11 protein-coding genes are annotated in these 12,764 nt (G+C 40.6%); 4 read left to right on the top strand and 7 right to left on the bottom strand.

The features are described 5' to 3' along the window. Positions 1-19: 19 nt before the first annotated feature. Positions 20-1,114: a DNA-processing protein DprA gene (gene dprA, locus BLR37_RS14645; protein WP_090769795.1), complete on the top strand. Its 1,095-nt coding sequence runs from the start codon at positions 20-22 to the stop codon at positions 1,112-1,114. A gap of 235 nt (positions 1,115-1,349) precedes the next feature. Continuing rightward, positions 1,350-2,711 carry a pyridoxal-phosphate dependent enzyme gene (locus BLR37_RS14640; protein ID WP_090769792.1) on the top strand — a complete coding sequence of 454 codons (1,362 nt, stop codon included), beginning with the start codon at positions 1,350-1,352 and terminating at the stop codon, positions 2,709-2,711. A 216-nt stretch (positions 2,712-2,927) separates the two neighbouring features. On the opposite strand, the gene murA is transcribed toward BLR37_RS14640, so the two are convergent. From murA to BLR37_RS14610, 6 genes are all read right to left on the bottom strand, one after another. After that, positions 2,928-4,253 carry a UDP-N-acetylglucosamine 1-carboxyvinyltransferase gene (murA, locus tag BLR37_RS14635; RefSeq protein ID WP_039482374.1) on the bottom strand — a complete coding sequence of 442 codons (1,326 nt, stop codon included), beginning with the start codon at positions 4,251-4,253 and terminating at the stop codon, positions 2,928-2,930. Between the two features lie 90 nt (positions 4,254-4,343). After that, positions 4,344-5,027, bottom strand: a complete 684-nt coding sequence (locus BLR37_RS14630; RefSeq protein ID WP_090769790.1) for a DUF4290 domain-containing protein — start codon at positions 5,025-5,027, stop codon at positions 4,344-4,346. A gap of 541 nt (positions 5,028-5,568) precedes the next feature. After that, positions 5,569-6,066 carry a SixA phosphatase family protein gene (locus BLR37_RS14625; protein ID WP_090769788.1) on the bottom strand — a complete coding sequence of 166 codons (498 nt, stop codon included), beginning with the start codon at positions 6,064-6,066 and terminating at the stop codon, positions 5,569-5,571. Then, entirely contained in the window at positions 6,059-7,090 is a 1,032-nt protein-coding gene (locus BLR37_RS14620; protein WP_090769786.1) for a glycosyltransferase family 9 protein, read from the bottom strand. The genes BLR37_RS14625 and BLR37_RS14620 overlap by 8 nt, the downstream gene beginning before the upstream one ends. A 109-nt stretch (positions 7,091-7,199) precedes the next feature. Beyond that, positions 7,200-7,802 (bottom strand): DUF4254 domain-containing protein, encoded by a 603-nt coding sequence (locus tag BLR37_RS14615; protein WP_090769784.1) that lies wholly within the window; start codon positions 7,800-7,802, stop codon positions 7,200-7,202. A 183-nt stretch (positions 7,803-7,985) separates the two neighbouring features. Next, positions 7,986-9,662 carry a helix-hairpin-helix domain-containing protein gene (locus tag BLR37_RS14610; RefSeq protein ID WP_090769782.1) on the bottom strand — a complete coding sequence of 559 codons (1,677 nt, stop codon included), beginning with the start codon at positions 9,660-9,662 and terminating at the stop codon, positions 7,986-7,988. 91 nt (positions 9,663-9,753) lie between these two features. Here BLR37_RS14610 and BLR37_RS14605 point away from each other — a divergent pair, with 91 nt between their 5' ends. Continuing rightward, complete coding sequence (locus BLR37_RS14605) at positions 9,754-10,383, top strand: hypothetical protein (RefSeq protein ID WP_090769780.1); 630 nt, start codon at positions 9,754-9,756, stop codon at positions 10,381-10,383. A gap of 58 nt (positions 10,384-10,441) precedes the next feature. Here the strand turns inward: BLR37_RS14605 and sppA are convergent, their stop codons facing one another. After that, the gene (gene sppA, locus BLR37_RS14600) at positions 10,442-12,208 is read right to left on the bottom strand and encodes a signal peptide peptidase SppA (protein WP_090769778.1); all 1,767 of its coding nucleotides are present in this window, start codon (positions 12,206-12,208) and stop codon (positions 10,442-10,444) included. A gap of 40 nt (positions 12,209-12,248) precedes the next feature. Between sppA and folK the strand changes: the two genes are divergently transcribed. Then, positions 12,249-12,755, top strand: coding sequence for a 2-amino-4-hydroxy-6-hydroxymethyldihydropteridine diphosphokinase (folK, locus tag BLR37_RS14595; RefSeq protein ID WP_090769776.1), 507 nt, complete (start codon positions 12,249-12,251; stop codon positions 12,753-12,755). The last annotated feature ends 9 nt before the right edge of the window (positions 12,756-12,764 follow it).

Here is a 12,764-nt window from a genome sequence, read left to right as displayed (position 1 = left end):
ATTTATTTAACCTTATACTATGAGTACACTTCACCAGATTGCCTTAACATTTATTAAATCTATTGGCCCAGTTACGGCTAAAAACCTGCTGGCCTATTGTGGTAGTGCAGAAGCGGTATTTTCGGCATCGAAAAAACAATTACTGCAAATTCCAGGTATTGGTCCAAAAACTGTCGATGCTATTTTAGCAACCGATGCCTTAGTGCGCGCCGAAGAAGAGCTTGCTTTTGTACAAAAGCATGGCATTGAGGTATTGTTTTTTTCAGAACCGAACTACCCAAAACGATTAAAAAACTGCTATGACGCGCCCATATTGCTGTATTTTAAAGGCAATGCCGATTTAAACCAGCAAAGAATTATCAGTATTGTTGGCACCAGAAATGCAACAGATTATGGTCGTAACCTATGCAAACAACTTTGCGAGGTGCTGGCACCTTACAACGTTTTGGTGGTAAGCGGTCTGGCTTATGGGGTTGATGTTGCCATACACAAAGAATGCCTTGCCAACCAAATGCCAACAGTTGGGGTGCTGGGCCATGGCTTAGACCGTTTGTATCCTCAGGTGCATAAGGCAGTAGCACAAAAGATGGTATTAAATGGGGGGCTGCTTTCAGAATTTCCAATTTTAACCAATCCCGACCGGCAAAACTTTCCCCAGCGCAACCGCATTATTGCTGGCTTAGCTGATGTAACCGTGGTAATAGAAGCATCAATCAAAGGGGGCGCATTAATAACAGCCGAAATTGCCAATTCTTACAATAAGGATGTGTATGCTTTTCCGGGGCGCACCAATGATGCATATTCTGAAGGCTGTAATTTCCTTATTAAAACCAACCGGGCAGGTTTAATTAATCACCCTAAAGATTTGATTTATTATTTAGGCTGGGATGAGGAAATACCCAAAAAGAAAACTGAAGTACAGGCTACATTACAGCTAAGTCTTACTCCTAACGAACAGAAGGTAGTAGATGCCTTGCAAAACGGTCAGCTTTCTATTGATGAGCTTGCACTGGCCACCCAGATGCAGCAAAGCAAACTGGCCATTGTAATCCTCACGCTCGAAATGCAAGGCATTATTGTTTCCTTACCTGGCAAAATTTATAAACTGCTTTAATTTTTCGAAAAAGCATGTTTATTATGCTCATTTGAGCGCTGAAAAACTCAGATAAACCCTGTAAAATGGTTTGACTGAGACTGGTAATATTGCATTTTGCCCAATAATCAATCTATAATGCCTATCATAATTATAGATTATAGAATTAAATTTTTTGAAAATTGATTTTTTAAAATTATGTTTCAAATAAATATTAGTTAATAAAATACTTATTGCCTTTGCTTAGTTTTGTAACATGTGGTACAATAATATTTTAGAAACAATTGGCAATACGCCATTAGTGAAATTAAATACAATTACTAAGCATGTTCCGGGTACAATTCTGGCCAAAATAGAAACTACCAACCCTGGCAATTCTATTAAAGACCGTATGGCGGTTAAAATGATAGAAGAAGCCGAAAAAAGTGGTAAGCTAAAACCAGGAGGAACCATTATCGAAGGAACTTCGGGAAATACAGGGATGGGCCTGGCCATGGCGGCCATTATTAAAGGTTACAAATGTATTTTTACCACAACCGATAAACAATCGAAAGAAAAAGTTGATGCGCTTCGTGCTTTTGGTGCCGATGTTATTGTGTGCCCTACCAATGTTGAACCCGAAGATCCACGTTCTTACTATTCTGTTTCTTCGCGCCTGGAGCGCGAGGTGCCCAATTCGTGGAAACCCAACCAATACGATAATTTAGCTAACTCGCAGGCCCATTACGAGCAGACAGGTCCTGAAATATGGGAACAAACCGAAGGTAAAATTACACATCTGGTAGTTGGCGTGGGTACAGGTGGTACCATTTCCGGAACAGGAAAATACCTGAAAGAGAAAAATCCAGATATCCAGGTATGGGGAATAGATACCTATGGTTCGGTTTTTAAGAAATACAAAGAGACCGGCATTTTTGATAAAGATGAAATTTACCCTTACATCACCGAAGGCATTGGCGAAGACTTTCTTCCGGCAAACGTAAATTTTGATGTTATCGACTTGTTCGAAAAGGTTACCGATAAGGATGCTGCTTTAATGACCCGCGACATTGCCCGTAAAGAGGGAATTTTTGTAGGTAACTCTGCTGGCGCTGCCATTGGTGGCTTAATTCAGTTAAAAGATAAATTAAAACCCGAAGATGTGGTAGTGGTGATTTTTCACGATCACGGAAGTCGCTACATGGGTAAAATGTATAACGAAGACTGGTTGCGCGAACGCGGATTTTTACAAGACGAAAAACTAACAGCCAAATCTATCCTTGCTAAAAAGGAGAGTACAGAAATTGTGACCCTGGATGCGCAAAAATCGGTTCTGGAAGCGATTAATACCATTAAATCGATGAATATTTCGCAAATTCCGGTTACCCAGCAGGGAATGATTGTAGGTAAAATTGCTGAGAGTGATATTTTATCTGCGCTGCTCGAAAATCCGGGATTAAAATCAGCTCCGATTTCAGAAATCATGACGGCTACTTTTCCTTTTGTTGATCTAAATACTTCTATCGATAAAATTTCGTCTTTAATTAACAAAGAAAATTCGGCGGTATTGGTTGAAGATGAAACCGGTAAGATTGAAATTATTACCCAGTACGATATTATTAATGCGATTTCGGGCTAGAAAGATTTTGGTCAGTGGAGAAGCGGACCGATGGGAGAGATGCTGAAATAAATCCGATAGCTATCGGATCAGCATGACGATTCTAGTAAATTGTTAATAAAAAACGCCAGCATAATTTTTATGCTGGCGTTTTTGCTTTAAGCTTTGGTCTTTAGTCTTTAAGCTTTCCGCTTTCCGCTTTCAACCTTCCACCCTCAGCCTTTCAACCCTCTACCTTTAATGGCTTGGTGCATCGGCATTCACACGCTTAATCTGCGCGCCTAAGGCACGTAAACGGGTGTCGATATCCTGATAGCCACGTTCAATCTGTTCGATGTTGTAAATGGTCGATTTACCTTCTGCAGATAGGGCAGCAATCAATAAGGAAACTCCAGCTCTGATATCAGGTGAAGTCATGCTGATACCGCGCAATTTGTATTTTTTATCAATACCATTAACTGTAGCACGGTGCGGATCGCAAAGGATGATTTGTGCACCCATGTCAATCAGTTTATCCACAAAGAATAAACGGCTTTCGAACATTTTCTGGTGTATTAATACATTTCCTTTCGCCTGTGTAGCCACAACCAAAACGATACTTAATAAATCTGGTGTAAAACCTGGCCAAGGAGAATCGGCAATGGTTAAAATCGAACCATCAATAAAGGTGTCAATTTCGTAGTGTTTTTGCGAAGGCACATAAATATCATCGCCACGGCGCTCCAATTTGATGCCCAGTTTTTTGAAAACTTCCGGAATTACACCAAGTTCATCATAACATACATTTTTGATTGTAATTTCCGATTCAGTCATTGCGGCCATACCGATAAATGAACCAATCTCAATCATATCCGGCAACATTCTGTGCTCAGTTCCGCCTAAAACCTCAACGCCTTCAATGGTAAGCAGGTTTGAACCAATACCCGAAATTTTTGCGCCCATGCGGTTCAGCATTTTACAAAGTTGCTGCAAATAGGGTTCGCAGGCTGCATTGTAAATGGTAGTAGTACCTTTAGCTAAAACAGCAGCCATTACAATGTTTGCTGTTCCGGTTACTGATGCTTCATCAAGCAGGATATAGGCACCCTGTAAATTGGTAGCATCAACATTAAAGAAAGATTTTTTGCTGTCGTAAACAAACTTGGCACCTAACTTTTCGAAGCCGATAAAGTGGGTATCCAACCTTCTGCGACCAATTTTATCGCCGCCTGGTTTCGGGATTGCTGCTTTACCGAAACGGGCCAATAGCGGGCCAACAATCATAATCGAACCACGTAAACCACCACCTTTAGCTTTAAAAGTTTCCGATTCGAAAAAGTTTAAATCGATGTTTTTGGCCTCAAAAGTGTAAGTGTCTTTGTCGATACGTTCTACGGTAACACCTAAATCGCCCAGTAGTTCAATCAGTTTGTTTACATCTTTAATATCAGGGATATTACTGATGGTTACTTTCTCTTCGGTCAGCAACACCGCCGATAAAATCTGTAAAGCCTCATTTTTGGCTCCCTGAGGGGTAATTTCGCCTTTTAATTTAATTCCGCCTGTTATTTCAAATGCGTTCATATATTTTTTAAAAATTTAGAATCGAGTATCAAGTAATTATATTGGGCATCGATATTTTAACCTTTCGCCTTCTGCCTTTTACCCTATACCTTAATATTTGGGTTTGTTGCGTTGACGATTATTGTTGTTATTATTGTTTTGGCGGTTTTTGCCGTTGTTGTTATTGTTGTTGCTTCTGCCGCGGTTATTGTTGTTGTTATTGTTTTGACGAGGATTTTGCGCCCTGAATTCTACTTTGGCCAGGTTAACGCCTTCTTCAAGTTCCAATAAACCGCCAGAAAGGTAACGCAGGTCTTTAATAATTGTATCATCACTTACATTATCTTTATTCCAGGTAACGTAAGCCATTTTCATAAAGTTGGCAATGCTCTGTACCATGGCTTTCTTAATTTCAGGATTCTCCTCGCGCATGGCTTTTTCAATTAAGTTTTCAACGGTTTTACCATAGTGTTTGTAGGTAATACGTTGCTGCGGGTAGGCAAGCGGCTCTGGTTTAATGTAAGCATTTTCGATTAAAGGCTTCGGATAAGGGCTGTCTACATCAATCTGATAGCCAGAAATAATGTGCAGGTGGTCCCAAAGTTTATGCTTAAAATCGGCAACATCGCGTAAATGCGGTTGTAAAAAGCCCATCAGGTCAATAACCGCCTGGGCATATTTATTACGTTCTTCTATGGTTGGCAATTCGCAGATATACTTCACCATATTTTGTACGTTGCGGCCATATTCCGATAAAATTAAATGGCTACGCGTAGTATTATAATCAAAACTCATGTATAGATAAATTAATGGATAAATATTCCGGCGATACGAATTATGAAACAACCAGAAGAGTTTAGGTTATGAATTCACCGAAATGTCTAATTGCCGGACTTTTCGTTATTATGTATTCAAAGGTAATAAAATTATTTGATTTGTGATATCCGTATCTGATTTGAGATATTTTAAATTGATGCAATATTTTTTGGAAATGATTGTCAGTAATTCTTAGCCTCTTTAGCCCCGTTATTCGCTATAGTCCCGATGAAGGATCGGGAGCTGCCGCTACTACCGGGTTTATTTAAAAATGGATGGTAGTTCTTCGGCCTGCAAACGGCTTATTTAGGCTAAATCCGGTTATTCCACTATCGTCCCGATTGGCAATCGGGATGCAAGATCATGATGATTTTATAGCCATTAGGGACCTTTATTCGCATTAAAAATGCGGACCTCACTAATCCTCGTTGCTAACGAGGACTATTCTTTCTGTGTTAATCTGTGCATCCGTGGCTAAAATGCATAAATTGATTAATTGGAAATTGATGATTGAAACAATCTAAACTTCATCGCTATTCTTCGGGTAATCAAAAAACACCAAATCGCCGGTACCTCTGCTTACCAGCTGCCACGAGTCGAATGGGAAAGAAATTAATACCATCCCGGCAGTAGGGATATTGTAAATGTCGGCATTGCTAAGTTCGTTGGCAAAATCGGTAAATCCGGGGTTGTGTCCAAACATCAGTACTTTATCGGCACTATCGTCCAAATCATTAACTACTTTAAGTAAAGCGGTTGTATTGGCCTCGTAAATAGAGGTTTCGTATTGTATTTGCTCAAAACCATAGGCTTCGGCAAAGTATTTAGCGGTAGATTTTGCCCTTTTTGCAGGGCTGCTCACCAATAAATCGGGTTTAAAACCTTTATTCACCAGGCGTTCTGCCATTTCCGGTGCATTTTCTTTACCGCGTTTATTTAAAGGCCGGTCGAAATCTTTTAAGTCTAAATTTCCCCAATCCGATTTTCCGTGACGGACCAATAGTAATTGCTTAGCCATTTAGTTTCTCCTTAATTTTATTGACAATAGTTTCAGGTTCGATTAAATCTATACAGTTTTCAACACCACAAAGGCAGGGTTTGTTTCCATAAATAGAATTTGGCCGTGCCGGATGATCAATTTGAATACAATCGCGTTCCAATTGCCCGTAACCCAGAAAACCTGCATAAGGATGGGTAGGACCCCAAATGGAAACTACAGGTACACCAACCAATGAGGCCATGTGCATACCAGACGAATCCATGCTTAGCATCAAATCGAGGTTGGAAATAATGGCTAATTCTTCGGTAAGGCTGTAATTGCCGATTAAATTATGGGTATTGATATGCTTTTTTGCCCATTCTTCGGCAATTGCCTGTTCAGTTTTACCGCCGCCAAAAATAAAAAGCTGGTAACCCTGATTGCTCAATGAGGCGACTACCTTTTCCATTTTGGCCAGATCGTAAACTTTATACATGTGTTGTGCAAAAGGGGAGATGCCAATTTTTTTTGTGGCATTATTGGTAAACAGTATTTGGGCCTTAGTTGGTATAAGCTGTGCAGATTTATTGATTTGCTGACTGAGTTTCAGCGTAAAACCCAACTCCCTGAAAACATCGGCATAACGCTCTACTGTTTGTTTTAAAGGCTTAAAAACCTTATTTGTAGCACGTGTTAAAGCCTTTTTCTCAGCCCTGCCTTTATCTATGCGTTTAATCGTAGTGCCAGCCAGACGGAAAAAGGTAGAAATGGTTCTGCTCCTTAAATTATCGTGTAAATCGGCTATTGCTACAGGTTTGTAGCCGCGAAGTTCCTGAAAAAGTTTATAGAGACCATTAATTCCTTTGTGAATGGTTTTGGGTTCAATCGCATGAAAGATGAGGTTGGGTATGCGATCAAAAAAAGGTTTGAAGGCAGCTCTGCTTACCATAACCAGTTCAACACCTGGGTGCGCTGCTGTAAATTCCTTTAAAACAGAAGCCACCATGGCTACATCGCCCATAGCCGAAAAACGTAAAACGATAATTTTTTGGGTTGCGGCCATAGTGTTATTTTATCACAAAGACACAAAAAGCACCAGGTTTTCTTCGTGTTCTTTGTGTCTTTGAGATTGATTAATTTTTTATTTCGCTTTCGCCTTTCAGCTTTAGTCTTTATGCTTTATTATACAACACCGGATTTAAGCTCGGATCGTTGTACATTTTCATTTGTTTATACACTTTCATGTATTTTTTACCCGCTTCAATATCAGCCAGTAATTCATCTATGCTGGTCGATAAATCTTCACGCTGCGATAACAATACATTGAGTTTGGTCTGGCATTGGGCACGGTGCTCGGCAGATGCACTTTCGCGTTCTGCTTCTTCCTGCATGTGGTAAATTTTTAATGCCAGGATAGAAAGCCTGTCGATAGCCCAGGCCGGACTTTCGGTATTGATTTTTGCATCAGGCAAAGCCGAAACACCTTGATAAAGATTCAGGAAATAACCATCTATAAACTCTACCATATCGGTACGGACCTGGTTTTGCGCATCAATACGCCTTTTCCAGCTTAAACCTTCAACCGGATCAATTTGTGGATTGCGCACCACATCTTCCATGTGCCATTGTGCAGTATCGATCCAGTTTTTAACGTAAAAAAGATGCTCTAAACTTTCAGCATCGTATGGGTTTTCAACCGGATGGTCAATGTCATCAAACTTGTGGTAGTCTGTAATTACTTCATTAAATATGCGGTTGGCAATTTCACTTATCATGGGGCAAAGATATTAAAAGATTTCTTAGGGTTTGATTACACCGATTAAAACGATGGCACAGATTATTCGGTTGTACAGATTTTTTTCTTAAGGGTCGATTGAACAGGTTTATTTCTTAAAATTTAAAATAACATCATTTAGGCGCTGTTTTTTCGCTAACCACTAACCACTAACCGCTAACCCCTAACCCTTCTTACTATCAAAATACGCAGTAATCTCCTCCAGAGTAAAAGCATTTAAACATTTATCGGCGCTTAAACCACCTTTACGGGCTACCAGCATACCATAATGCATATCATGGAAACCTTCGGTACGGTGTGCATCGGGGTTTACCGATAATAAAACGCCTTTTTCGAGTGCATAACGGTGCCAGCGCCAGTCTAAATCTAAACGTAGCGGGTTGGCGTTGATTTCGATTACTACTTTGTTGGCTGCACAGGCATCGATAATTTTTTTGTAATCAATGGGGTAGCCGGCCCTGCTCAGTAACAAACGGCCGGTAGGGTGACCTAAAATGGTCGTGTAAGGGTTTTCAATAGCTTTTAACAAACGCGCAGTTGCCTTGGCTTCATCCATGCGTAAATTGCTGTGTACAGAGGCCACAACAAAATCGAAAGTTTTAAGGATATCATCCGAATAATCTAAAGAACCATCGCTCAGGATATCGCTCTCAATACCTTTAAAAATTTTAAATGGTGCCAGCTTTTTATTCAGTTCGTCAATTTCCTGGTGCTGTGCAAAAACACGCTGCTCATTTAAACCTTTGGCGTAAACTGCAGTTTTAGAGTGATCGCAAATCCCCAGGTATTGCAGGTTCAGGTTGTCTTTACAATAAAGAGCCATTTGCTCCAGTGTATGCACCCCATCACTCCAGGTAGAGTGGTTGTGCAAACTGCCTTTCAAATCTTCGTAGCGGATTAAGGTTGGAAGCCGATTGGTTTTGGCCAGCTCAATTTCGTCGAAATCTTCGCGAAGCTCTGGTAAAATAAAGGATAAACCCGCCTTGCTGTAAATTTCTTCCTCGTTGGCGAATGGTCCTTCGCCTGCTAAGGCTAAAACCTTTGCCACATGTTCTGCATTGCCGGTTAATTTAAACCATTGTAAATAGAAAACGGCTTTTTCAACAACATGTATTTTTATCCTGAAACCAGCTTCGGTAGTGCAGATAAAAGCATTTTCGGTTTCTATAAGTGTAAGTGGTTCAAAAGCGGGTAGGTTAAGTTTAACAGCCTCAATGTGATCTGCACCTATTACAATTTCGAGTTCATCAATAATTTCGCAGGCACGGCGATACTGGCCTGCAAAGCCTAAAAGCGAGTCTTTATCGGTTTTTCCCAACCACTCGGATAGCTGGGTAAATAAGGTTTGCGCAAAACCTTCAACCTGGGCATATAAAAAGCGCCCGTTGGCAGCCAGTTTAAACTCAATGGCATTTTTAATTTCTTCCTGGGTTTTTAAACCGAAACCTTTGGCTTCGATGAGGCGGTTCTCGTTACAGGCGTAATATAATTCGCCGATGGTTTCGATACCAAGGTCGCGCCAAATGATGAGGATTTTTTTCGGGCCAATGCCTTTAATCCCCAGCATTTCTACTACGCCCTCTGGCGTTTGCTGTACAATTTCGTTTAACTCCTTCAGCTGGCCGGTTTCGAGTAGCTCGATAATTTTTGAAGCCAGTCCTTTTCCTATCCCATCAATTTTATCAATTTCTGCTATAGGCTTATCTTTTAATGCAAAAGGCAGTTTATCTACCTTAAAATAAGCATTGGCAATCGATTTTATTTTAAAAGGATTCTCTTCATGCAATTCCATTAACTGCGATAAGAGGCGTAAAGTACGGGCGATGGTTTTATTTTCCATAAGCTGTAAAATTAGAAAATAAAGCCTCAAATTACGATCAAGCGCTGCTAATTTTATAAACACAATTTAGCCCGGGCATTGTTTAATAGAAATGAAATCGATAAAATTTATCCTTTTAGGCCTAAGTATAAGTGTTGTAGCCTGTCGGTCTGCTAATCGCAGGCAGGCCGAACAAAACGACTCGTTAACCCAGGTTTCTACTGTTGCCGGGCAAACTACAGATCAGCGTTTTTTAGTTGTAGCCGGGCGTTCGGTTGGCGAAATTGCTATCGGAGCCGATATGGAGCTGGTGGGGCAAAAACTAGGCAAGGCCGATGCCGGCGATGCAGCCATGGGTAAAGCCTGGGGAATTTGGTATGGGAATGATTCGACCGGAGGACAAAAAAATGAAATCGCGGTTTATTCAGCGTACCGCGATACCAGTATGCGTGTAAAGGAGGTTAAACAAATCAGAGTTACTTCCGATAAATTTAAAACCGCCGATGGTTTTGCGCTTGGCAATACGTTAAGTGCCTTACAATCGAAATTTCCGGATCTGAAGCAGGTTACAGGTTATTTGAATGCACAAAAAGATACGGTGATGGTTTACGATTCGAAAAAAAGCGGAATCAGTTTCGAATTTTTAAAGGGGAAAAGTGTAGCCTTAACAGTTCATGCAGAGAACACTCCTGTTAATTCCACTTATGTTACATTGCATCCGGAGTGGAAGATGATTGAGTAGTTAGCGCTGCTTTTTAAGTGAGACCTCGCAGGTTTTAAAAACCTGCGAGGTCTGGGTTTTACTTAATAACAGCTTCAAACGGCATCCTGGCCTGGATACCCGAGCTGGCCAATACCTTTTTCATTTGCTGGTAAAGGAAATAATTTTCGCCAAGTTCCTGTTTGGTGTAATAGGTTTTAACCTTATCGGTACTTTCGTCCATTAACGATTTCCATGGATCAATCACCTCAGGGTATTCTACTACTCTATAATCTTTAAGTTTCGCTTTTTTTGCTGCAGCTTTTATGGCGTCGTTAAAACTGCCAATTCTATCGGCGAGGCCAATTTGAACGGCATCGGTTCCGATCCAAACGTGGCCACCACCAATGCTATCGATATAAGCTTTACTTTTCTTACGGCCATCGGCCACACGGCTCACAAAACCACTGTAAATCCGGTTCAGTTCATTTTGGATAATAAAACGTTCTCCGGCCGTCATGGGGCGGTTAGTAGCCATAATATCGGCGTATTTACCGGTTTTAACGCCGTCGAAAGTAATTCCCAGTTTGTTGGTCATCAGGTTTTGAAAGTTCGGGATAATGCCAAACACACCAATAGAACCGGTAATGGTATTGGGTTGCACAAAAATGCTATCGGCAGCACAGCCGATATAGTAACCACCTGATGCGGCCACATCGCCGAAGGATGCAATAACCGGTTTTTCTTTTTTGGTCAGTACAATCTCTCTCCAAATCACATCAGAAGCCAATGCACTACCGCCTGGAGAGTTTACGCGGATTACAACAGCTTTAATGTCGTCGTCTAAACGCGCCTTTCTGATTGCTCTCGAAATACGCTCTGAGCCAATCTGATTATCGTTACCCTCGCCACCGCTAATTTCGCCATTGGCATAAATTACAGCTACTTTATCTTTTCCGGTGCCTGTATTCGTATTGTTTTTGGCGTAATCGTTAATGGTAACCGTACGGATATTTTCGCCACGTGTACGTCCCGAAAGGCCTTTTAATTCTTCTAAAATCTGGTCTTTGTATTTTAAAGCATCAACCATTTTAAAGTTAACCGCATCCTCAGGTTTTTGTATCCTGTAATTATCGGCAATGCTGTTCAGGCTATCTTTCACGATATTTCTGCTTTGGGCAATATCAGTTAAGAAAGTGTTATATAAGCCACCCACATAAGCAGTAACTTGTTTGCGGTTATAATCGCTCATTTTATCTAAAATAAACGGTTCTACAGCGCTTTTGTAATTTCCAACACGGATAACCTGCATTTCTACCCCTACTTTTTCTAAAGTTCCCTTAAAAAAGGTAAGTTCAGAGCTAAAACCTTTAAATTCTAAAGCACCTTCGGGATTTAAGTATACCTTATCGGCAACTGATGCCAAATAGTAAGCACCCTGGGTATAAACCTCGCTGTAGGCTATAATTTTTTTGTGCGATTTTTTAAAATCGATCAACGCATTCCTTACCTCGCGCAGGGTAGCAAAACCAGCATTCGGACTGCTTACATTCAGGTAAATACATTTAATGTTATCGTCGGTTTTGGCTCTTTGTACCGATTTAAGGAAATCGTTTAAACCAATACCATCTTTCTCTTCGCCACCTACAATAGGCAAATTGCCGAATGGATTTTTAGGGGTACGTTCGGTAATAGCCTGATCTAAATTTAAGAACAGTACCGAGTTGTTGGATACAATAACGGTTTTATCATTATCGATTGATGAAATTACGCCTACAACGATTACGAAGCAGATAATAAAGATAATTACCATCGATAAGAAAAAGCCCAACATAGAGGCAAATAAATACTTAAAGAATTCTCTCATTTAAATGTTTTAGTTTTGTGCTGTAAAGATATAAAAATACATGATGCTTAATAAGGCTTTAGAGTGCAGTACGGCTTATTTGTTACTGGGTGGAAATTTAGGAGACAGGGAAGCCAATTTGGAACAAGCCATTACGCTTTTAAGTGCGCAGGTAGGTGAGGTGATTTCGGTTTCGGCCTTGTACGAAACAGCCGCCTGGGGTAAAACAGATCAGCCTGCTTTCCTAAATCAGGCTGTAGCGCTCCAAACCAATTTAACTGCTTTAGAGGTTTTAACAAAAGCTTTGGCCATTGAGCAAGAGCTGGGTCGTGTAAGAAAAGATAAATGGGGTGAGCGCTTAATTGATATCGACCTGATTCTTTTTGGCGATGAAATTATCGATATTCCAGATAAACTGCAGGTGCCGCACCCGCACATGCAAAACCGGAGGTTTGTAATGGAGCCGCTGGCAGAAATTGCGCCAGAAGTGATTCATCCGGTATTGGGGCAAAGCATGTTAAGCATTAGCCAAAGCCTTAACGATCCATTACCCGTTAAAAGATTATAATCCATAAAG

This window comes from Pedobacter soli (assembly GCF_900101435.1).
Classification (GTDB): Bacteria; Bacteroidota; Bacteroidia; order Sphingobacteriales; family Sphingobacteriaceae; genus Pedobacter; species Pedobacter soli.
This window is presented reverse-complemented; position numbering and strand designations above follow the sequence as displayed.

Excerpts from the sequence above, each read along its gene's own strand:
- dprA (WP_090769795.1), top strand. The coding sequence starts at position 20 with ATGAGTACACTTCACCAGATTGCCTTAACATTTATTAAATCTATTGGC.
- BLR37_RS14640 (WP_090769792.1), top strand. The coding sequence starts at position 1,350 with ATGTGGTACAATAATATTTTAGAAACAATTGGCAATACGCCATTAGTG.
- murA (WP_039482374.1), bottom strand. The coding sequence starts at position 4,253 with ATGAACGCATTTGAAATAACAGGCGGAATTAAATTAAAAGGCGAAATT.
- BLR37_RS14630 (WP_090769790.1), bottom strand. The coding sequence starts at position 5,027 with ATGAGTTTTGATTATAATACTACGCGTAGCCATTTAATTTTATCGGAA.
- BLR37_RS14625 (WP_090769788.1), bottom strand. The coding sequence starts at position 6,066 with ATGGCTAAGCAATTACTATTGGTCCGTCACGGAAAATCGGATTGGGGA.
- BLR37_RS14620 (WP_090769786.1), bottom strand. The coding sequence starts at position 7,090 with ATGGCCGCAACCCAAAAAATTATCGTTTTACGTTTTTCGGCTATGGGC.
- BLR37_RS14615 (WP_090769784.1), bottom strand. The coding sequence starts at position 7,802 with ATGATAAGTGAAATTGCCAACCGCATATTTAATGAAGTAATTACAGAC.
- BLR37_RS14610 (WP_090769782.1), bottom strand. The coding sequence starts at position 9,662 with ATGGAAAATAAAACCATCGCCCGTACTTTACGCCTCTTATCGCAGTTA.
- BLR37_RS14605 (WP_090769780.1), top strand. The coding sequence starts at position 9,754 with ATGAAATCGATAAAATTTATCCTTTTAGGCCTAAGTATAAGTGTTGTA.
- sppA (WP_090769778.1), bottom strand. The coding sequence starts at position 12,208 with ATGAGAGAATTCTTTAAGTATTTATTTGCCTCTATGTTGGGCTTTTTC.
- folK (WP_090769776.1), top strand. The coding sequence starts at position 12,249 with ATGATGCTTAATAAGGCTTTAGAGTGCAGTACGGCTTATTTGTTACTG.